This window comes from Sphingomonas sp. CFBP 13706, assembly GCF_014842355.1.
GTDB lineage: Bacteria > Pseudomonadota > Alphaproteobacteria > Sphingomonadales > Sphingomonadaceae > Sphingomonas > Sphingomonas aerolata.
Genome location: NZ_JACYVM010000005.1, coordinates 154,243 through 173,816, shown reverse-complemented (window position 1 = coordinate 173,816; position 19,574 = coordinate 154,243). Strand labels below are relative to the sequence as shown.

Genomic DNA, 19,574 nt, shown 5'->3' with positions numbered 1-19,574 from the left:
GACGACCGTGGAACAGGTTACCCGGCGACCCGGACCGGTGCCTCGTCCAGCGGCGCAACGTCGACGCTGACGTCCATGCTCTGCGCGCCCGAGCCCAGCACCACACCATCGACCGGCGCGATCTCGGCATAATCGCGGCCGACCGCCATGACGATATGGTCGCTGGCCATCCAGATGCCGTTGGTCGGATCCATCCCGACCCAGCCATGCACCGGCCCGCACCACAGCAGGACCCAGGCATGCGTCGCATCCGCGCCGACCAGCCGCGGCTGGCCTGCGGGCGGGATGGTGCGGATATAGCCCGACGCATAGGCGGCGGGTAGGCCGGCGGCGCGCAGGCCGGTGATCATGATCTGCGCGAAATCCTGGCACACGCCCTTGCGGTGGAGGAACGCCTCGTGCGGCGGGGTGTCGACGAGCGTCGCATCCGCATCGAACACGAATTCGCGCTGAATCCGGCGGGCGAGCGCGATCCCTGCCTCCAGCGCGCCGCGCGCGGGGTCGAGATCGGCCGCGCAATAATCGGCGATCGCATGGTCGAGCGGGATCAGCGGCGAGGGATAGAGATAGGTGGCGGGGCTCGCCGCGGAGAGGTCGGTGCTCGCGCGCGCCAGCGCCGCGATCTCGGCGAGCGTCGGGTCGCCAACGGCGGGGACGGGGACGAGCCGGTCGACCGTCATCCGCGACCGGCTCTCGATCGTCAGGTGGCGGACCGGGCTGTCGACCACCAGCCGCGTGACGTTGGCGAGCCCCGCCTCGGCCCGCGCGGGGCTGATCCGGCCCGCGGGGTGGACCGAGAGCGTGTAGGCGTCGAGCCGCTGGCCGGGCCAGTCGATAGGCTTCAGCCGGAGGTTGCAGCGCGCGAACTTGACGCTGGCGCCATAGTCGAAGGTGGTGACGTGGCGGATATCGTAGATCATGCGAGCGTCAGTTCGCTGGTGCGGAGCGGCTCTGCGCCCTGGAGGAAATAGCGTCTGGCGAGCGCGTCCGAAACGCCCGCCAGCCGGCGTTCGACATCGCCCAGCGTATCCGCGTCCAGCTCGGCGGCGGTCGCGGTCACCACGATCGCCATGAGTGCGGTCGCCTGGGCCTGTTGCGGTTCGGCCATCTCGTCGTCGCTCAGTACCGGCAACTCGGCGAGCCGGGCGGCGATGCGGTCGGCGGAGAAGGCGAGGCTGCGCGGGTTGCCGGGGTCGAGCGCGACGAGATCCATGACCGGCACGCGCGCAATTCCCGTGGGATAGCGCTGGCGATAGGTGATCTGGCTGTCGGCGAGGTCGAGCAGCACCGACAGGTCGTCGGGCGAAGCGCCGGGCATGCCGAACAGCCGGATCGCGCGCGCCATCGCCATCGCGCGCTCGATCCGGCGGCCGAGATCGTGGAACCGCCATGCCGCGGTGCGTCCCATATGCTCGGCGGACAGCCCTGCGATCGCGGCATAGCGGCGCTGGAGCGAACCGGCGCGTTCGAGCATCCCGCGATGCGTCGGGAAGGGTGCCTCGAGCAGCCGGACCATGTCCGAGGACAGCCGGTCGCGCGATCCCTCGCCGATCGCACGCGCATGGCGGTTGATCGTCGCGACCGACTGCCAGCCCTCGTCCTCCATCGCGGTGCGCGCGAACGCGGTCAGGTCGGCGCGGCGCAGCGCGGGGGGATGCGGTGCGGCACCGCTGCCGACGATCAGCCCGACGAGCTTGCCGACGGTCTGCGACGACAGCACCGCGCCGCCGTCCGCGTCGATCGAATTGCCGAGCATCACGCGGATCGCCGCGAGCAATGCCTCGCCGCGCTCGAGATAGCGGCCGAGCCAGTAGAAATTGTCCGCGACTCGGCTGGGCAGCGTGCCGGGATTGCGCCGGACGTGGAGCGAATCGGGCGCGGTGAGCAGCGAGACGGGTGCGACCGGCTCCGGCCCATAGACGCAGACATCGGCGGACCAGATGCCTTCGCCCATCACCGCGGCGCGCGCGTCGGGGTGCTCGCCGATCCGCGCGAACCCGCCGGGCAGCACGGTCCATTCGCCGTCGCCGCCGCGTGCTGCAAAGACGCGCAGCGTGAACGGGCGCGGCTCGAGCGTGTCGCCAACGACGACGGGCATAGTCGAGAGGCGGACGATCTCCTGCCCGACATAATCCTGCGGGCGGCGCGCCATGTCGGCGAGCAGCGCTGCACGGTCGGCGCCGGTGATGTCGGCGCCCGCGGTCGCGCCGTTCGGCAAGCCGAGCGGGCGGGTGTGATAGGCGGGGGCGATCAGCAGCCGGTCGAGATCGGCCTCGACCGCGGTCCGCGCCGCGTCCTGCCCGCACCACCAGGTCGCGATGTTGGGGAGCAGCAGGTCCTCGCCGAGGATCGTGCGCGCGAGTTGCGGCAGGAAGGCGGAGAAGGCGGGCGCCTCGAGCACCGCGGAGCCGGGCGCGTTCGACAGCACGACATTGCCGGCGGCATAGGCGTCGATCAGGCCGGGCACGCCGATCTGCGAATGCGTGTCGAACGCCAGCGGATCGAGCAGCCGGGGATCGAGCCGCCGCCACAGCGCGTCGATCCGCTTCAGCCCGCCGATCGTGCGGACATAGAGCTTGTCCTCGAGCGCGGCGAGATCCGCGCCCTCGACGAGCAGCAGCCCCAGATAGCGCGCGAGATGCGCCTGTTCGGGATAGCTCGGGTTGAACCGGCCGGGGGTGAGCAGCCCGATGCGGGGATCGGTGCGCTTGCACATCGCCGCCAGCCCCGCGCGGAACGCGGCAAAGAAGGGCGCGTGGCGCTGAACGTTCAACCGCGCCTGCAACCCGCCGAGCGTGCGGCCAACCGCGAGCCGGTTCTCGAGCGCATAGCCCGCGCCCGCGGGTGCGCGCAGATGATCGGCGAGCACGCGCCATTCGCCGCTCGGACCGCGGCCGAGATCGATCGCGATGAAATCGAGATGGCGGCCGCCGGGCGGATCGAGCCCGACCATCGGCCGCAAGAAGAACGGGCTGCCGGTGACGAGCGCGGCGGGGATATGGCCGTCCGCGACCAGCTTTCCCTCGCCGTACAGATCGGCGATCACCGTTTCCATCAGCGTCGCGCGCTGGACCACGCCCGCGGCGATCCGCGCCCAGGCGTCCGCCTCGATCAGCAGCGGGACGGGGGAGACGGGCCAGGGGCGCTCGTCGGGTTCGTCGGCGATGCGGAAGCCGGTGCCGATATCGACCGCGTGACGCTGGACGCGTTCGCGGACATGGCCGAGATCGTCCGAGGCGACCATCGCGAGCTCGGCGAAGGTCGCGGTCCAGGCGGGGTCGATGCTGCCGTCGGCGGCGGGGCAGAGCATGTCGGCGGCGGTACTGCGCGCGCAATAGTCGGCAATCCAGCGCTCGGCATGGCGTGTCGCGTCATAGGCGCTCGATTGCGCCGTATCGGTCGGGGGCGTGGATTGCGTCGCCATCTCCATGCCTTGATGCCTTCGAATAGTGGCGGCGGGTGTTTCACCTTTCGCTGGTGCGGCGCAACCTAAAAGCGTGTCTGCGGGGCGTGTTTCGCCTACGCCTTCCACCCCGGCCTTCGCCGGGGTGGAGTGCGGGGGTTAGGGGAGGTTTCCGCGCCCTCAGAAATCCGGCAACACCTGGTCCGCCACGCCCCAGCCCTTCAACCCGCGCGACCCGGCGCGTGCGATCAGGTCTTCGGCGTCGCGCACGCCCCAGCGGGCCGCGGTGTCGATGTCGCGCAATTCGCTCCATGATACGGGGGCAGCGACAGGCGCGCCGGCGCGGGCGCGGGCGGAATAGGGCATCACCGCGGTGCTGCCGCGCTGGTTGCGCAGCCAGTCGATGAAGATCCGGCCTTTGCGCTTGGCCTTGGCCATCGATGCCACGAACCGGTCGGGCTCGGCACTTGCCAGCGCCCGCGCGAAACGGTCGGCGAAATCCTTGACCGCGGGCCATTCCGCCTTGGGGGTGAGCGGCACGACGACATGGACGCCCTTGCCGCCCGACAGCATCGCGAAGCTGACGAGGCCGAGTTCCGCGAGCTGCGACTTCAGAAACTCTGCGGCCTTGTTCGTATCATCGAAGTCGAGCCCCTCGTCGGGGTCGAGGTCGAAGACGAGGCGGTCGGGCTTTTCGAGCGTCTCATTGGAGGATCCCCACCCGTGGAACTCGATCGTCCCCATCTGGACGCAGGCGACCAGCCCGTCGGCGTCGTCGACATAGAGATAGTCCTCGGTCGATCCGTCCTTCTCGCGGATCGGTACCTGATGGACCGCGTCGCCGAAGCTGCCGGCATCGTGTTTCTGGAAGAAGCAGGCACGCGACCGGCCTTGCGGACAGCGGACGAGGCTGATCGGGCGGTTGCCCGCGAAGGGGAGGATGAGGCCCGACAGCGCGGTATAATAATCGGCGAGATCACCCTTGGTAACGTCGGACTCGTCGAAGATCACGCGGTCGCGGTTGGTGATCTTTATCGTGGTGTCAGGCGCGGCATCGGGGAGCGGGGCGGGGGTCTCCGCGACGACGTCCTTCGCCGCCTTGTCCTCGCGCAGGCCGATGAAGCTCGAATGGCGCAGCACGCCGTCGGGGGTGGTTTCGGCAAAGGCGATCTCGGCGACAAGCTTCGGCGTCACCCAGTGCGCGCCGCGGACCGCGGCTTTCGGGGCTTCGACGGTCGGCGTCTTGCGGTCGAGCGCATCGAGTTTCTCGCGGAGGTCGTCCATCAGCGCCTGGTCGAAGCCGGTGCCGACCTTGCCCGCATAGCGATAGGTCTTGCCCTCGCGGACGCCGAGCAGCAGCGACTTGAAGCCGCGCTTCTTGTCGGACGGGAGCCAGCCGACGATGACGAATTCCTGACGGTGCGTGCATTTGACCTTGAGCCACGCCTTGGTCCGCTTGCCCTGATAGGGCGCGTCGGCGCGTTTCGAGACGATGCCTTCGAGGCCCTCGCGGCACATCGTCTCGAACAATTTTTCGCCAGCGCCGATGACGTGGTCCGAATAGCGCAGGCGGTCGTCATCGGCCGGGATCAGCGGTTCGAGCCGGGCCTTGCGGTCGAGATTGGACAGGCCGGTCAGGTCCTCGCCGTCGACTTCGAGCAGGTCGAACGCGAACAAGGTCATATCGCCGCCGCTGGAGATGGCGTCCTTCAGCGTCGAGAAATCGGGGTGGCCGTTCTTGAAGGCGACGATCTCGCCGTCGATCAGCGCCGATTTAACGGGGAGCTTCGCGGCGGCGGCGGCGATTCCGGCGAACTTGTCGGTCCAGTCGAGGCCGGTGCGGGTGAAGACCTTGGCCTCGCCGTTCGCGACCGCGACGAGTGCGCGGTAGCCGTCATATTTGACCTCGTGCAACCAGGCGGTGCCGGTAGGGACGGCGTCGACGAGCGTGCAAAGTTGGGGGGCGCGGAAATCGGGGAGCGTGCCGTCATCCTGGCGAAGGCCAGGATCCAGAGTTTCGGCCGCGATGCTTTTGGCTTTGGATCCCGGTTTTCGCCGGGATGACGGGGGAGGGGCTGCTTTGCTCGCGCGTGCCGGCTTCTTGCCCTCGGCGATCTCCGCCATCGTGCGCCTGGTCGAGACGCTGGTCAGCGCCTCGTCGACCAGCGTGTCGGTGCCGCCCGCCGCGGCGTCGTCGATCTTGCGGAGCAGCCAGTTCTCGCGCTTTTCCTTCGCGCGGGGTTTCAGGCGGATCAGCAGCCATTCGCCCTTCATCCGCTCGCCATCGAGGACGAAGTGGAGATGGCCCTTGTCGAGGTCCTTGGCCGACTTGCCCTTGATCGGCGCCCAGGTGCCGCGGTCCCACAGCATCACCGTGCCGCCGCCATATTCGCCCGCGGGGATCGCGCCTTCGAACGTGGCGTAGCTCAGCGGATGGTCCTCGGTGCGGACCGCGAGGCGCTTTTCGTCGGGGTCGAGGCTGGGACCGCGCGTTACCGCCCAGCTTTTGAGGACGCCGTCGATCTCGAGGCGCAGGTCCCAGTGGAGGCGGGTGGCGTCGTGCTTCTGGACCATGAAGCTGTTGCCGTTGCCGGGGGTCAGCGTTCCGGCGGGTTCTGCGGTCTTCGCGAAGTCCCGCTTGGCGTTGTAGAGCGCGAGGGGGTCTGGGGTGTCAGCCACCATCGGTCTCCCGCGAAGGCGGGAGCCCAGGCTGGGTCCCCGCCCGCGCGGGGACACAACAGGGGGCGTTACGCACGTTTCTTGGCCGGAGACTTGGCCGTGGTCTTCGTCGCGGTCTTGGCCGGGGCTTTCTTGGCGGGCGCCTTCTTCGCAGCCGCGGTGCCGCCCGATTTCTCCATCGACTTCTTCAGCGCCGCCATCAGGTCGACGACGTTCGACCCCTTGCTCTCGCCGCTGCCCTTGTCGTCGATGATCGTCTTGCCGTTCGCCTTGCGCTTGCGTTCGATCAGGTCCTTCAGCGCGTCGACATACCGATCGTGGAAGTCCTGCGGGTGGAAGTCGCCGCTGCGCTTGTCGATCAGCGCCTCGGCGAGTTCGAGCAGTTCCTCGGACGGCTTGTCGTCGGGGATGTCGCGGAAATAGCCCTGCGCCTTGTGCACCTCGTCCGCGTAGCGCAGCGTCTCGAGCACCAAGCCGCGCCCGCACGGCTTGAGGCTGACGACATATTCGCGGCCGCGCATCGCGAGCTGGCCGAGCCCGACCTTCTTGGTCCGCCGGAGCGCCTCGCGCAGGACGATGAACGCCTCCTCCGCCAGATCGTCCGCAGGGACGACGAAATAGGGCTTTTCGTAATAGAGCACGTCGATGTCGCTCGCATCGACGAACTGGGTCAGTTCGAGCGTCTTCTTCGATTCGAGCTTCACCGCGTCGATCTCGTCCTGGTCGAGCAGGACATATTCGCCCTTTTGGACCTCATAGCCTTTCATGATCTCGTCCGCGTCGACCGGGCCGACACCGGTGACGACCTTGTCGTAATGGATCGGCTGGCCCGAGGGTTCGTGGATCTGCTTGAACGAGACGGCCGCACCCGATTTGGTGGCGGAGTAGATTTCGACCGGGATCGAGACCAGCGCGAGCCGGATCTGTCCCTGCCAATAGGCGCGCGCTGCCACGGTGCGGTTTCCTTCGTTGCGAAACCGATTCAATCGTCGGTGTCGCGAGTCGTTCCGTAACCCCACGTGCCGTGCGCTGTTTCGCGGCCCGCCAAGTTTCGCTATGGCGCTGCCATGTCCGACAACCCGATCACGCTGTTCGAGGCCTGGTACGCCGAGGCCAGGCAGACAGAAATCAACGACTCCAACGCTGTAGCCCTCGCGACTGCGGATGCGCAGGGACGTCCGTCGGTGCGGATGGTGCTGCTGAAAGGGCATGGCCCCGACGGTTTCGTCATCTACACCAACCGCGAGAGCCGCAAGGCGGGCGAGCTGACCGCGAACGCGCATGCGGCGTTGCTCTTCCACTGGAAGTCGCTGCGCCGGCAGGTCCGGATCGAGGGGCGCGTCAGCCTGGTGAGCGATGCGGAATCGGACGCCTATTTCGCGACGCGCGGCCGTGATTCGCAACTCGGGGCATGGGCGTCGGAGCAATCGCGCCCGCTCGACACGCGCGACACGTTCGAACGCCGTTTTGCCGAGGCGCAGGCGCGGTTCGAGGGTGGCGACGTGCCGCGCCCGCCGCACTGGGGCGGGTACCGGATCGCGCCCGATCGCATCGAGCTGTGGCAGGACCGCGAACACCGCCTACATGAGCGGCGACTGTTCGTGCGCGACGGTGAAGGCTGGACCGAAGGATTGCTGTTCCCATGACCCAGGACGAACGCCGCAGGGTGATCCCGCTGGCGACGCGCGCGGCGCTCGCCAGCGTCGCGATGGCGTGTTTCCTGCTGCTGCTGAAGGGCTTTGCGGCGTGGACAACGGGGTCGGTCGCGATGCTCGGCTCGCTGGCCGACACCGCGCTCGACCTGCTCGCGAGCCTCGTCACGCTGTACGGCGTGCGGCTGGCGGCGACGCCTGCCGATCATGATCACCGTTTCGGCCACGGCAAGGCGGAGGCGCTCGCCGCGCTGTTCCAGGTGATGCTGATCACTGCGTCGGCGGCCGGCATCGCGTGGCGCGCGATCCTCGCGTTCAACGATCCTCAGCCGACCACGGGCGCCGATTTCGGCATCGGCGTGTCGGTCGTCGCGATCGTCGCGACGGTGTTCCTGCTCGCCTATCAGCGCCGGATCATCCGCCAGACCGGCTCGGTCGCGATCCTGGCAGACAATGTCCATTACCAGTCGGACGTGCTGCTCAACGGGTCGGTGATCGTCGCATTGGTGCTCGACCAGTATCTGGGGTGGAGCGGGGCGGATCCGATCTTCGGCATCGTCATCGCTTTGTGGCTCGCCTGGGGTGCATTCTCGGCTTCGTCGAACGCGATCGATCAGCTGATGGACAAGGAATGGCCCGAGGATCTGCGCGCGCAGTTCCTCGACGTGGCGGCGCGCCAGCCCGGCATCCGCGGCATCCATGACTTCCGCACCCGCCGGTCGGGCAGCCATGATTTCGCGCAGTTTCACATGGAGGTCGCGCGCGACCTGACCGTGGCGCATGCCCACGACATCGTCGAGGCGGTCGAGCGTAACCTGCGCACCGCCTTCCCCAAGGTCGAGGTGCTGATCCACCTCGATCCCGAGGGGCATGTCGACACCGACAATCCGCTGGTCGAGGCGGACGTGACGCCGCATTGGTTTGGCAAGCGGGTTTAACCTGCGGCGATCGACAACGGGCAGAGGGGCAGCAGCATGAGAATACCGTTCGCGCAGATCGATGCGTTCGCCGACACGGCCTTTGCGGGCAATCCGGCGGCGGTGATGCCGTTGTCCGCGTGGCTCGATGATGCGGTGCTGCTGGATATCGCGCAGGAGAACAACCTGAGCGAGACCGCGTTCATCGTCCCCTCGGCCGAAGAGGGTGTCGATTTCGACCTGCGCTGGTTCACGCCGGGCGCGGAGGTCGCGCTGTGCGGTCATGCGACGCTGGCGAGCGGGCATTTCGTGCTGTCGTCGGATACCGCGCGCGACCGGGTCCGGTTCGCGACGCGGCAGGCCGGGATCCTCGAGGTCGCCTGCGCGGATGGCGGATACACGCTCGAGCTGCCAGCCTGGGCGCCCGCGCCAAAGGCGATGCCGGAGATCGTCGCGGCACTGACGATCGATTCGCCGGTCGAGACCTTGTGGCACGACAAGGGCTATGCGCTGGTGATCGTCGAGGACGAGGCGATCGTCCGCAACCTGAAACCCGATTTCGTCGCGCTGGCGAAGTTTCCGATCGTCGCGATCGTCGCGGCGAAGGGGGCGGCGACCGCGATCGTCAGCCGCGTCTTCACGCCTTATTATGCTATCGACGAGGATCCGGTGACGGGGTCGGCGCATGCGGTGATGGTGCCGTACTGGGCGCAGACGCTGGGCGACAGCTTCACCGCGTTCCAGGCGAGCGACCGCGGGGGGCGGCTGACGTGCCGGCTCGAGGGCGACCGGGTAGTGCTCGGCGGTGCGTGCGTGACGGTGATCGAGGGAACGTTCCTGCTGCCGTGATCACGGTCTGACCCGCGTCATCCTGACGAAAGTCAGGATCCAGAGCCAGGATCGTCTTGCTTCGTTATCCTGGATCCTGACTTTTTTCAGGATGACGGGTTTTGAGGGAGCCAGGGCGTTACCGCTTGCGCCCCTTGGTCATCGGATCGGGCTTTTTCGGTTTCACCCAGCCGGGCGGCGGGGTCAGACGCTGCTGGCTGGTGCCCAGACCCATCGCGCCGGGCTGCTGGCGGGTCAGTCCCGCGGTGTCTGCGACCGTGCCGCCGCCGCGCAACAGGCTGATCTGGTCGCGCAGTCGCCCCGCGGTCTCGAAGTCCATCGCCGCGGCGGCGGCTTCCATCTGGCGGCGCAGGTCGTCGATATCCATGCCACGCCCAACGCGTCAGGCGGCGGCGAGTGCCGCCTCGGTCGACGCGATCCAGCCGCCGCCGAGCACGCGGTCGCCCGCATAAAGAACCGTCGCCTGCCCCGGGGCTACACCATATTCGGGCGCGTCGAACACGACGCGGTCGCCGATCAGGCGGGCCGGGACGGGCTTGGCCATCGAGCGCACCTTGGCGGTGAGCGGCCCGGTGAAATCGTCGCCGAGCCAGTTGATGTCGCTCAGCTGTGCCGCCGAAACCGCGAGCGCCCGGCGCGGGCCGACGACGACGCGCCTGGTGTCGGGCTCGACGCGCACGACGTAAAGCGGCTCGGGGCTGCCGCCGATCTCCAGCCCGCGACGCTGGCCGACGGTGAAGTGGATCAGCCCGCGATGCTCGCCGAGCTTCATGCCGCCGATATCGACGATATCGCCCGCGGTATCCGCCTCCGGGCGCAGCTTCTTGACCAGTCCGGCATAATCGCCGTCGGGGACGAAGCAGATATCCTGGCTGTCAGGCTTGGCCGCGACGCCGAGGCCGAGTTCGGCCGCGATCTCGCGCACGCGCGCCTTGGGCAGGCCGCCGAGCGGGAAGCGCAGATAGTCGAGCTGCGCCTGCGTCGTCGCGAACAGGAAATAGCTCTGGTCGCGGGCCGGGTCCGCGCCGCGGTGGAGTTCGGCGCCGTGCGTCCCCTCGACGCGGCGGACATAATGGCCGGTTGCCAGGCAGTCCGCGCCGAGATCGCGCGCGAGTTTCAGCAGGTCGGTGAACTTGGGTCCCATGTTGCACTGGACGCACGGGATCGGCGTGCGCCCCGCGAGATAAGCGTCGGCAAAGGTGTCGACGACCTGTTCGCGAAAGCTCGATTCATGATCGAAGACGTAATGCGCAATGCCGAGCCGGTCGCAGACCGCGCGCGCGTCGCGAATGTCGCGGCCCGCGCAGCACGAGCCCGCGCGACCGACCGCCTCGCCGTGGTCGTAGAGCTGCAACGTCACGCCGATCGTCTCCGCGCCGGTCGCATGCGCGAGCGCTGCGACGACCGAGCTGTCGACCCCGCCCGACATCGCGACGACGATCCGTCGACCGGCCAGCGACCCCGACCCTGGTGTCGCGCCGCCGAGCTGAAAATCCGCCTGTTCCATCGGTACACCATAGTCTCTGCGACGAGGCGTTGCAAAAAAAGCGACAGGCGCGACAACTCTTTGTCCCGAACTTTACCTCGTTTTCATTCCCCGGCGTTTAGACGGAACCTCTAGTTGGTGTTTTGCGAGTGTCGCGTTGGATCTGAGCTTCCCCCGTTTCGATCGAGAGGCCGAGCTGACCGTTCTGCCCGGTGACCTGGCGGTGTTGATCGTCGGGATCGCCGCGCGTCAGGCGGCGAGCCCGACCGCGGCGGTTCAGGCCGGGTTTTCGCGGGGTGCGATCGATCCCAAGCTGTTCGCCCCCGTCCACGGGGCGTTCAACGGGCCAATGGCGGATGCCTTGACGCGATGGAAACAGGAATGACCGCGGCGTTTACCGCGGCGTTTCAGCCATTCTTCAACTCCCTTGGCTACGGGTCGTAGCCACGTATCGAGAGGGGGCCCCCGCCCCGATCAGAGGTTGTAAATGATCGAGAACCAAAAGTTCCGCCCTGCCAAGGTCATCGGACCGCTCGGCGAGCAATTGACGCTGGATTCGCTGCCGCCGCCCAGCACGACGCGGTGGGTCGTACGCCGCAAGGCCGAGGTCGTCGCCGCGGTCAATGGCGGTCTGTTGTCGGTCGACGAGGTCTGCGACCGCTATGGACTGACGGTCGAGGAATTTGCCGGATGGCAGCGCGCGATCGACCGGTCGGGGATGCCGGGCCTGCGCGTGACGCGGATCCAGCACTATAAGTCGCTGTACGAAAGGCAGCAAAAATACTGACCCGAATCAGCCTACATAATCAAAACGCGGGCGGAACAAACGTCCGTGCTCGCACGTCTTTCCGCCATCGCCCGGCTACGGGAACAACGGAGGGAAAGTAAAATGGGTATCATTCTTTGGCTGATCATCGGCGGCGTCATCGGCTGGATTGCCAGCATGATCATGCGCACGGATGCGCAGCAGGGTATCTTCCTGAACATCATCGTCGGCATCGTCGGCGCCTTCATCGGCGGCCTGATCCTGTCGGGTGGCTCGATCAACAGCGCACCGCTGACGCTGACCTCCTTCATCGTGTCGCTGCTTGGCGCGATCGTGCTGCTCGCGATCGTCAATCTCGTGCGCCGCGGCAGCGTCCGCTAAGAGCGGTCGCTACACAGCGTTGATAAAAGGGCCGTCCGGGCAACCGGGCGGCCCTTTTTCTGTGCGCTCAGTTCAGCAGGAAGCGGACCGAGACCGAGACGGTGACGTCCTTCTCGCCCGCGACGATCTGCGTGCTGTCCTTGGCCATCGCCGCGCGGGCCATGAAGACCGGCGGGTTCGGGTTGCCGGCATTCTCGCCATTCTCGGTGATCGAGACGATCCGCGAGACGCGCATGCCGGCGGACCGCGCATAGATCTCGGCGCGCGCGCGCGCGCGCTTGACCGCGTCGGCCCGCGCCTCGTCCAGCGCCGCATCGGGCTGGTCGATCGACAGATTGGGACCGTCGATCTGGTTCGCGCCCTCGGCGACCAGCGCATCGAGGATCGCGCCCGACTTCGCCACGTCGCGGAAGCGGATCGAGACGCTGTTGGTCGCCTGATAGCCGGTGACCGCCGGCGGCTGGTTGTCGGCATAGCGATATTGCGGCGCGAGCCCGACCGTCGCGGTGGCGATGTCGCGCGGCGCGACCCCGGCCTTCTTCAATGCCGCGAGGACGCGGTTCATCCGCTGCGCATTGTCCGCCAGCGCGGCCGCGGCGGTCGTCGCCTGCGAGACGACACCCGCACGGATCGTCGCGACATCGGGCACGCGCGTGGTGCGGCCCTCGGCGCTGACGTCGAGCACGGTCCCGGTCGCGGGGACCATCGGTTCGACCGTCGACGCCTGCGCCTGCGCCGAAGCGGCGGCGGGGATCGCGGCGGCGAGCGGAACCGCCGCCAGCGTCGCGATCATGGTGAGCCTGGTCATATCGTGTCTCCCTGTAAGTCAGCCTGCTTTCGCGATTGATCGAAGCCGGGTCAACGCAGGCTGAACATCGCGTGCAGCTTGCAGACAGGTGCGATCCTGGTCATGTCTGACATTTGGCTGCGCGGCGTGCCGGGGGGCTTGAGCACGGTGATCTATTTATATAATACAGCTGGCGAGTGGTCCGGCGGATTCGGGTCGGGACGGGGATAGCGCGCGCATGAACTACGAAGCCAGGACGATCGGCAGCGAGCCGCAGCAGGTGCTGACGGATCAGACTCCGCCGTCGCATACCCGTCGCAACATCATCATCGCGGTGGTCGTCATCCTCGCGGCGCTGGCCATCGCCTGGTTCGCGTTCGGATCGGGCAAGAAGGATGCAGCGGCGCCCGGCGCGCCGACCGAGCAGATTCCGAGCGTCACCGTCATCGTGCCCGGTCGCCAGACCGTCGACCGCGTGATCGCCGCGACCGGTACGCTGGCCGCGCGCCGCGAAATGCCCGTCGGCGTCGCGGGCGAGGGCGGCATGATCACGCGCGTGCTGGTCGAGCCTGGCCAGTGGGTCGCGGCGGGGCAGGTGCTCGCGACGGTCGATCGCTCGGTCCAGACCGAGACCGCGGCATCGCTGTCGGCATCCGTAACCGTGGCGCGGTCGGACGAGACGATCGCACAGGCGGAGCTCGACCGTGCGCAGCAGCTGGTCGATCGTGGGTTCATCTCGAAGGCGGATCTCCAGCGCAAGGCGGCGACGCGTGATGCGGCGGCGGCGCGCGTCAAGGTGGCGCAGGCGTCGCTCGGCGAGGCCCGCGCGCGCAACGGGCGACTCGACATCCGTGCACCGGCCGCCGGCCTCGTGCTCACCCGTGGCGTCGAGCCCGGGCAGATCGTCAGTTCGGGGACCGGCGTGCTGTTCCGCATGGCGATGGGCGGACAGATGGAAATGCGCGCGGCGCTGGCCGAAAGCGATCTGCTCGGCCTTCCGGTCGGCGCGCGGGCGACGGTGACCCCGGTCGGTTCGGTAAAGGGGTATAAGGGCGAGGTCTGGCAGGTGTCGCCGGTGATCGACCCGCAGACGCGCCAGGGCGTCGCGCGTATCGCGCTCGCCTATGATCCGGCGCTGCGCCCGGGCGGGTTCGCCGCGGCGTCGATCGTCGGTGGCGCGACGGTCGCACCGCAGCTTCCCGACTCGGCGTTGCAGAGCGACGACAAGGGTAGTTTCGTGTATGTTGTCGGTCCCGACGACAAGGTGGTGCGCCGCGACGTGAAGATCGGTCAGGTTTCCGACAGTGCGGTGACGATCGCAGGCGGGCTGCAGGGCAACGAACGCGTCGTCCAATCGGCCGGCGGGTTCCTCGCACCGGGGCAGAAGGTCAAGCCCGTGACCAAGGCGACGACCAGCGCGACGACGACACCCACCAGTAGCAAACGGGGCTGACGCACCATGGGTTTCCGCAACATCTCGGCTTGGGCGATCCGCAACCCGGTACCGCCGATCGTGCTGTTCCTCGCACTGACGCTGGCGGGAATCGTCAGCTTCATGCGGATGGACGTGAACAATGATCCGGATATCGACTTCCCGATCGCGATCGTCGTCATCAGCCAGCCGGGTGCGGCGCCCACCGAACTGGAAACCCAGGTCACGCAGCGGGTCGAGGCGGCGGTGCGGACGCTGCAGGGCATCGACCAGATCAGCTCGACGGTCACCGAAGGCACGTCGCAGACGGTCATCCAGCTCAATATCGGCACGCCGATCGACCGCGCGGTCAACGACGTGCGCGACGCGATCGCGCAGATCCGCGGCGATTTGCCCGAGGGGATCCTCGAGCCGCAGGTGTTCCGCGCCAACACCACCGACGAGGATATCGCGAGCTATTCCGCGATCGCCAGCGACATGACGGTCGAACAGCTCAGCTGGTACATCGACAATACTGTAGCCAAGGAGCTGTTGTCGGTATCGGGGCTTGCCGCGGTCAACCGCAATGGCGGGGTCAGCCGCGAAATCCGCGTGATCCTCGATCCCGTCAAGCTGCAGAGCCAGGGGCTGACCGCGAGCCAGGTCAACGCGCAGCTGCGTCAGGTCAATCTGAACGCGGCGGGCGGCCGCGCGGAGATCGCCGGATCCGAACAGTCGGTCCGCGTGCTCGGCAATGCCAAGAACGCCTATGACCTTGGCCAGACGCAGATCTCAGTTGGCGGGCGGACCGTGCGGCTGGCGGACATCGCGCAGGTCCGCGACCTTTATGCCGAACAGCGGACGGCGGCAGCGATCAACGGTCGCCAGGTCATCAGCTTCGACTTCCAGCGTGCCAAGGGCGCGTCCGACGTCACCGTGTTCAACGATGCGGTCAAGAAGCTCGAGGCGCTGGAGAAGCGCAATCCGGCGGTGCATTTCGTGCTGCGCTCGAACAGCGTGAAATATACCGAGGAGCAATATCACAGCGCGATCGATGCGATGATCGAGGGCGCGGTGCTCGCGGTGATCGTGGTGTTCCTGTTCCTGCGTGACTGGCGCGCGACGATCATTTCCGCGCTCGCCATTCCGCTGTCGGCGATTCCCGCTTTCTGGTTCATGGACCTGCTCGGCTTCACGCTGAACCAGATGACGCTGCTCGCGCTCAGCCTGGTCGCGGGCGTGCTGGTCGACGACGCGATCGTCGAGATCGAGAACATCGTCCGGCACATGCGGATGGGCAAATCCGCGTATCAGGCATCGATCGACGCCGCCGACGAGATCGGGCTGGCGGTGCTGGCGACGACGATGTCGATCGTCGCAGTGTTCCTGCCCGTCGGGCTGATGCCGGGTATCTCGGGCCAGTTTTTCAAGAATTTCGGTCTGACCGTGGTCGCCTCGGTGCTGATGAGCCTCGCGGTCGCGCGTCTGATCACGCCGATGATCGCAGCCTATTTCCTGAAGGCGCACGGCACCGCCAGCCACGGCGAAGGCAAGCTGATGGACTGGTACATGGCGTCGCTGCGCTTCACGCTGCGGCACCGCTGGCTGCCGGTCGTGGCGGGTGCGGCCGCGACCGCGATCACGATCGCGATGTTCTTCGTCCTGCCTTCGACCTTCCAGCCGCCGCGCGACAGCGACACCAGCACCGCGACGATCGACATGGTCCCCGGCACGACGCTGGCGCAGACCCAGGCGGTCGTGACCCGGGTCGCGAGCATCCTCCAGGCGCAACCCGATGTCGCATCGGTCTATGCCCGCACCGCGGTCGGCAATGGCCGCGTCACCGCGACGCTCAAGGACGATCGCTCGATGAAGAGCACCGCGTTCGAGCGGAGTCTCGCGCCGCAGCTCGCGGCGATCCCCGATGCGCGCGTGTCGTTCCGGTCGCAGTTCGGCTGGGGCGGCAGCAATCGCGACGTGACGATCACGCTGGGCGGCGACGACCCGGTCAAGCTCGACGCGACCGCGCAGAAGATCGTGACCGAGATGGCGAAGCTGCCGTCGCTCGTCGCGCCGCGCGTCGCGGGCAATCTGCAGCGTCCTGAAATCGTCATCCGCCCGCGGCTCGATCTCGCCGCCAATCTCGGCGTGACGACGCAGGGCCTGTCGAGTGCGATCCGCATCGCGACGCTGGGCGATATCGACCAGAACAGCGCGCGCTTCTCGCTCAGCGATCGCCAGATCCCGATCCGCGTCGCGCTCGATCAAAATGCGCGGACGAGCCTCGCGACGATCCAGAACCTGCCGGTCGCCACCGCGACGGGTGGATCGGTGCCGCTCAGCCTCGTCGCCGATATCGGGCTGGGCTCGGGGCCGACCAAGATCGACCGCGTCAACCAGCAGCGCCAGCTGTCGATCGGCGCGGATCTCGCCCCCGGTGTGATCAGCGGCGATGCGCAGAAGCAGATCCATGCGCTGCCGACGATGAACGCGCTGCCGATCGGGGTGAGCGAACTCGTGCTCGGCCAGGCCAAGTGGCAGGCCGAGATGATCAGCAACTTCATCGTCGCGGTGGTGGCGGGCGTGCTGCTCGTCTTCGCGGTGCTCGTGTTGCTCTATCGCCGTCTGTTGCCGCCGTTCGTCAACATGGGGTCGCTGATCCTCGCGCCGCTCGGCGGGCTGCTCGCTTTGTGGGTGACGGGTCATCCGATCTCGATGCCGGTCTATATCGGGCTGCTGATGCTGCTCGGGATCGTCGCGAAGAACTCGATCCTGCTGATCGACTTCGCGCTCGAGGAGATGGGCAAGGGCGTCGATATCTGGACCGCGATCGTCGATGCCGGGCACAAGCGCGCGCAGCCGATCGTCATGACCACGGTCGCGATGGTCGCGGGCATGGTGCCGACCGCGCTGTCGATCGGCGGCGACGGATCATTCCGTGCGCCGATGGGCATCACCGTGATCGGCGGTCTGGTGATGTCGACCGTGCTGACGCTGCTGATCGTGCCGGCGACGTTCAGCATCGCGGTCGGGATCGAGCGCTGGGCGGGGCCGCGACTGGGTCGTCGTCTGCTCACCTTCCGGCCCGGCGACGACGGGGCGGAGGTGGTCGGGATCGCCGGCCCCAACGCGCCGGCGCTCGGGCCGGCATCGCCCAAGATCGGCTTTCGCGACGGCGATGGCGGGACACAGCCGGCGGAATGATCGCCGGCGTGACACCTCACGGGTGAACTATCCCTGCGCTCGGGGATTGTTTCGGGCATGACATCGAATTCCCGCGTGCGCCTGGCCAAGGAAGCGACCAACCCGGCTCTCATTCGCATGCGGATCGTCGCGACCGGGTTGCTGGTGCTGATGGCGATCGTGTTCCTGGTCAGCCGCGCGCTGGTCGACCGGCACCCCGCGATCGGCTTCGTCCGGGCCTTTGCCGAGGCAGCGATGGTCGGCGGGCTGGCGGACTGGTTTGCAGTAACCGCGCTGTTCCGCCATCCGCTCGGGCTGCCGATCCCGCACACCGCGATCATCCCGCGGAACAAGGACCGGATCGGCGACACGCTCGCAATATTCCTGCGCGACAATTTCCTGCTGCCCTCGGTCATCTCGCGCCGGATGCGGCGGCTCGACGTCGCGGGCGCGATCGCACACTGGCTGACCGATCCGCCCGAAGGGGCAGGGGGGCGGTTCCGGTCGGGCGCGTCGAAGCTGGTCGCGCAGATTCTCGAAGGCCTAGACCCCGCGCGGCTCGGCGGTATGGTGAAGGCCGGCATCCGCGCCAGGCTGCGCCAGACCGAGATATCGCCGATCCTCGGCCAGTTGCTCAAGGCGGCGATCGCCGAACGTCGTCACGCCCCGTTGCTCGAGGCGGCGATCCGCTGGGCATCGGTCACGCTGGCCGCGAACGACCATCTCGTCCGGGCGATGGTGCATGAGAAGTCCGGTTCGATCCTGCGCTGGACGGGGCTCGACACCACGGTCGCGGACAAGCTGATCAACGGGTTCGACCGCCTGCTCGCTGAGATGGCGGAGGATCCCCAGCACCCGTTGCGGCTAAAGGCGGAGGAAGCGCTCGAGCGGCTGGCCTGGGACCTGCAATATGACCGCCGCATGCGCGAGCGGGTCGAGGCGATGAAGAACGACCTGCTCGACAACCCCGCGATGCAGCGCTGGCTCGACGGTCTGTGGGAGCAGGCACGCGGTGCGCTGTTGGCGATCGCGCGCGATCCCGAGCGGGCGATGGCGGGCAAGCTGGGCGACGTGCTGCGCCAGCTTGGCGAGACGCTGCTCCACGATCCGCGGCTGTCGCATACGATCAACCGGTTCGTCCGCCGCGCGGTCGTCGGCATCGCGGCGGATTATGGCGACGGGATCGTCCGGCTCGTGTCGGAGACGGTGCGCGGATGGGATGCCGAGACGATCACCAGCCGGCTGGAGAATGCGGTCGGTCGCGATCTGCAATATATCCGCGTCAACGGCACAATAGTGGGCGGGCTCGTCGGCCTGGTGATCCACACGGTCGACCGGATCCTCTAGTCGCCCCCGTTATCGCTCCCAGTCGGGCATCGGCCAGCCCTTCGCCTTTGCCAGCAGCCGCAGCGGACCGTGCGCGTTGACCGCGAACGGCTCGTCGGCCCAGGCAAAGGTCGGCGCATCGGAGACATGATCCGAATAGAAGCGGACATGCGCATCGTGCCGCGCGATCCCCTCACGCGCCATCCAGCGCTCGATCATCGCGAGCTTGGCAGGGCCATAGCAATTTTCGCCGTCGATCCCGGCGAGCAGATGCCCGTTCGCGTCGCGCAGGCTCTCGGTACCGATCACCGCATCGAAGCCGAGCCGCTCGGCGATCGACTCGACGTAGAAGCGGTAGGAGGCGGTCGCCATCACCAGCCTGTATCCCGCCGCGCGATCCGCCTCGATCTGGCGGAGCGCGGCGGCGAAGACACCATCGCGCATCACGCGGTCGGCGAACGCCTCGGCGGCACGACGCTCCTGCGCCGGGGTCAGCGTCTTGCCGAGCATCATCCGCTGCATGATGTGCTTCAGGCGGCCCCGGCTCATCAGCTTGGCGAGATATCCCGCCGCCGCGAGGGCTGCGACCGGCACCAGCGCGAGTCGCCACGGCGCGCCGCCGGTGCGCGTGGTGTGGATCAGGAACGGCGTCCAGGTCGGCGCGTGCGTGATCGTCTTGTCCATGTCGTAGATGGCGAGAAGCTGGGTCATTGGGCCGGCTTACACAGCATTCG

17 protein-coding genes are annotated in these 19,574 nt (G+C 67.7%); 9 read left to right on the top strand and 8 right to left on the bottom strand.

Going from position 1 to position 19,574, the window contains the following annotated elements:
• Positions 1-17: 17 nt before the first annotated feature.
• From IFS44_RS11480 to ku, 4 genes are all read right to left on the bottom strand, one after another.
• Positions 18-920, bottom strand: coding sequence for a transglutaminase family protein (locus IFS44_RS11480; protein WP_192098534.1), 903 nt, complete (start codon positions 918-920; stop codon positions 18-20).
• Positions 917-3,424, bottom strand: coding sequence for a circularly permuted type 2 ATP-grasp protein (locus tag IFS44_RS11475; protein WP_192098533.1), 2,508 nt, complete (start codon positions 3,422-3,424; stop codon positions 917-919). Before IFS44_RS11475 ends, IFS44_RS11480 begins: the two co-directional genes overlap by 4 nt.
• A gap of 159 nt (positions 3,425-3,583) precedes the next feature.
• Positions 3,584-6,085, bottom strand: a complete 2,502-nt coding sequence (ligD, locus tag IFS44_RS11470) for a DNA ligase D (RefSeq protein WP_192098532.1) — start codon at positions 6,083-6,085, stop codon at positions 3,584-3,586.
• Between the two features lie 65 nt (positions 6,086-6,150).
• Positions 6,151-7,035, bottom strand: a complete 885-nt coding sequence (ku, locus tag IFS44_RS11465; RefSeq protein WP_192098531.1) for a non-homologous end joining protein Ku — start codon at positions 7,033-7,035, stop codon at positions 6,151-6,153.
• Positions 7,036-7,149: 114 nt separating this feature from the next.
• Between ku and pdxH the strand changes: the two genes are divergently transcribed.
• From pdxH to IFS44_RS11450, 3 genes are read left to right on the top strand one after another with little or no spacing between them, the layout of a single operon-like run.
• Entirely contained in the window at positions 7,150-7,728 is a 579-nt protein-coding gene (gene pdxH, locus IFS44_RS11460; RefSeq protein WP_031440566.1) for a pyridoxamine 5'-phosphate oxidase, read from the top strand.
• Positions 7,725-8,672 (top strand): cation diffusion facilitator family transporter, encoded by a 948-nt coding sequence (locus IFS44_RS11455; protein ID WP_037529981.1) that lies wholly within the window; start codon positions 7,725-7,727, stop codon positions 8,670-8,672. The genes pdxH and IFS44_RS11455 overlap by 4 nt, the downstream gene beginning before the upstream one ends.
• A 36-nt stretch (positions 8,673-8,708) precedes the next feature.
• The gene (locus IFS44_RS11450) at positions 8,709-9,500 is read left to right on the top strand and encodes a PhzF family phenazine biosynthesis protein (RefSeq protein ID WP_192098530.1); all 792 of its coding nucleotides are present in this window, start codon (positions 8,709-8,711) and stop codon (positions 9,498-9,500) included.
• 118 nt (positions 9,501-9,618) lie between these two features.
• On the opposite strand, the gene IFS44_RS11445 is transcribed toward IFS44_RS11450, so the two are convergent.
• Together IFS44_RS11445 and mnmA are read right to left on the bottom strand one after the other, a co-directional pair.
• The gene (locus IFS44_RS11445) at positions 9,619-9,867 is read right to left on the bottom strand and encodes a UvrB/UvrC motif-containing protein (RefSeq protein WP_031440563.1); all 249 of its coding nucleotides are present in this window, start codon (positions 9,865-9,867) and stop codon (positions 9,619-9,621) included.
• Between the two features lie 15 nt (positions 9,868-9,882).
• On the bottom strand, positions 9,883-11,007 hold the full coding sequence (gene mnmA, locus IFS44_RS11440) for a tRNA 2-thiouridine(34) synthase MnmA (protein ID WP_192098529.1): 1,125 nt from the start codon (positions 11,005-11,007) through the stop codon (positions 9,883-9,885).
• Positions 11,008-11,143: 136 nt separating this feature from the next.
• On the opposite strand from mnmA, the gene IFS44_RS11435 reads away from it, so the two are divergent.
• The 3 genes from IFS44_RS11435 (at position 11,144) to IFS44_RS11425 (ending at position 12,133) form a co-directional block, all read left to right on the top strand.
• A complete protein-coding gene (locus IFS44_RS11435; protein ID WP_031393005.1) occupies positions 11,144-11,371 on the top strand; it encodes a hypothetical protein in 228 nt (75 codons plus the stop codon).
• Positions 11,372-11,473: 102 nt separating this feature from the next.
• On the top strand, positions 11,474-11,773 hold the full coding sequence (gene sciP / locus IFS44_RS11430; RefSeq protein WP_031393004.1) for a CtrA inhibitor SciP: 300 nt from the start codon (positions 11,474-11,476) through the stop codon (positions 11,771-11,773).
• Positions 11,774-11,875: 102 nt separating this feature from the next.
• Positions 11,876-12,133, top strand: a complete 258-nt coding sequence (locus IFS44_RS11425) for a GlsB/YeaQ/YmgE family stress response membrane protein (RefSeq protein WP_031393003.1) — start codon at positions 11,876-11,878, stop codon at positions 12,131-12,133.
• Positions 12,134-12,200: 67 nt separating this feature from the next.
• Here IFS44_RS11425 and IFS44_RS11420 read toward each other — a convergent pair whose 3' ends face one another.
• Positions 12,201-12,941 (bottom strand): SIMPL domain-containing protein, encoded by a 741-nt coding sequence (locus IFS44_RS11420; protein ID WP_244650205.1) that lies wholly within the window; start codon positions 12,939-12,941, stop codon positions 12,201-12,203.
• A 217-nt stretch (positions 12,942-13,158) separates the two neighbouring features.
• Here IFS44_RS11420 and IFS44_RS11415 point away from each other — a divergent pair, with 217 nt between their 5' ends.
• The 3 genes from IFS44_RS11415 to IFS44_RS11405 are packed head-to-tail and all read left to right on the top strand — an operon-like array spanning position 13,159 to position 18,861.
• Positions 13,159-14,373: an efflux RND transporter periplasmic adaptor subunit gene (locus IFS44_RS11415; protein WP_192098528.1), complete on the top strand. Its 1,215-nt coding sequence runs from the start codon at positions 13,159-13,161 to the stop codon at positions 14,371-14,373.
• 6 nt (positions 14,374-14,379) lie between these two features.
• A complete protein-coding gene (locus IFS44_RS11410; RefSeq protein WP_031440559.1) occupies positions 14,380-17,535 on the top strand; it encodes an efflux RND transporter permease subunit in 3,156 nt (1,051 codons plus the stop codon).
• A gap of 57 nt (positions 17,536-17,592) precedes the next feature.
• On the top strand, positions 17,593-18,861 hold the full coding sequence (locus IFS44_RS11405; RefSeq protein WP_244650203.1) for a DUF445 domain-containing protein: 1,269 nt from the start codon (positions 17,593-17,595) through the stop codon (positions 18,859-18,861).
• A 9-nt stretch (positions 18,862-18,870) separates the two neighbouring features.
• On the opposite strand, the gene IFS44_RS11400 is transcribed toward IFS44_RS11405, so the two are convergent.
• Complete coding sequence (locus tag IFS44_RS11400; RefSeq protein ID WP_031440557.1) at positions 18,871-19,551, bottom strand: HAD family hydrolase; 681 nt, start codon at positions 19,549-19,551, stop codon at positions 18,871-18,873.
• Positions 19,552-19,574 lie beyond the last annotated feature (23 nt).

Bases quoted from the DNA above. Each gene is read 5' to 3' on its own strand.
- mnmA (WP_192098529.1), bottom strand. From the start codon at position 11,007: ATGGAACAGGCGGATTTTCAGCTCGGCGGCGCGACACCAGGGTCGGGG.
- IFS44_RS11475 (WP_192098533.1), bottom strand. From the start codon at position 3,424: ATGGCGACGCAATCCACGCCCCCGACCGATACGGCGCAATCGAGCGCC.
- IFS44_RS11415 (WP_192098528.1), top strand. From the start codon at position 13,159: ATGAACTACGAAGCCAGGACGATCGGCAGCGAGCCGCAGCAGGTGCTG.
- IFS44_RS11445 (WP_031440563.1), bottom strand. From the start codon at position 9,867: ATGGATATCGACGACCTGCGCCGCCAGATGGAAGCCGCCGCCGCGGCG.
- IFS44_RS11455 (WP_037529981.1), top strand. From the start codon at position 7,725: ATGACCCAGGACGAACGCCGCAGGGTGATCCCGCTGGCGACGCGCGCG.
- IFS44_RS11480 (WP_192098534.1), bottom strand. From the start codon at position 920: ATGATCTACGATATCCGCCACGTCACCACCTTCGACTATGGCGCCAGC.
- IFS44_RS11450 (WP_192098530.1), top strand. From the start codon at position 8,709: ATGAGAATACCGTTCGCGCAGATCGATGCGTTCGCCGACACGGCCTTT.
- IFS44_RS11405 (WP_244650203.1), top strand. From the start codon at position 17,593: ATGACATCGAATTCCCGCGTGCGCCTGGCCAAGGAAGCGACCAACCCG.
- IFS44_RS11425 (WP_031393003.1), top strand. From the start codon at position 11,876: ATGGGTATCATTCTTTGGCTGATCATCGGCGGCGTCATCGGCTGGATT.
- IFS44_RS11400 (WP_031440557.1), bottom strand. From the start codon at position 19,551: ATGACCCAGCTTCTCGCCATCTACGACATGGACAAGACGATCACGCAC.
- IFS44_RS11420 (WP_244650205.1), bottom strand. From the start codon at position 12,941: ATGACCAGGCTCACCATGATCGCGACGCTGGCGGCGGTTCCGCTCGCC.
- pdxH (WP_031440566.1), top strand. From the start codon at position 7,150: ATGTCCGACAACCCGATCACGCTGTTCGAGGCCTGGTACGCCGAGGCC.
- sciP (WP_031393004.1), top strand. From the start codon at position 11,474: ATGATCGAGAACCAAAAGTTCCGCCCTGCCAAGGTCATCGGACCGCTC.
- ligD (WP_192098532.1), bottom strand. From the start codon at position 6,085: ATGGTGGCTGACACCCCAGACCCCCTCGCGCTCTACAACGCCAAGCGG.
- IFS44_RS11410 (WP_031440559.1), top strand. From the start codon at position 14,380: ATGGGTTTCCGCAACATCTCGGCTTGGGCGATCCGCAACCCGGTACCG.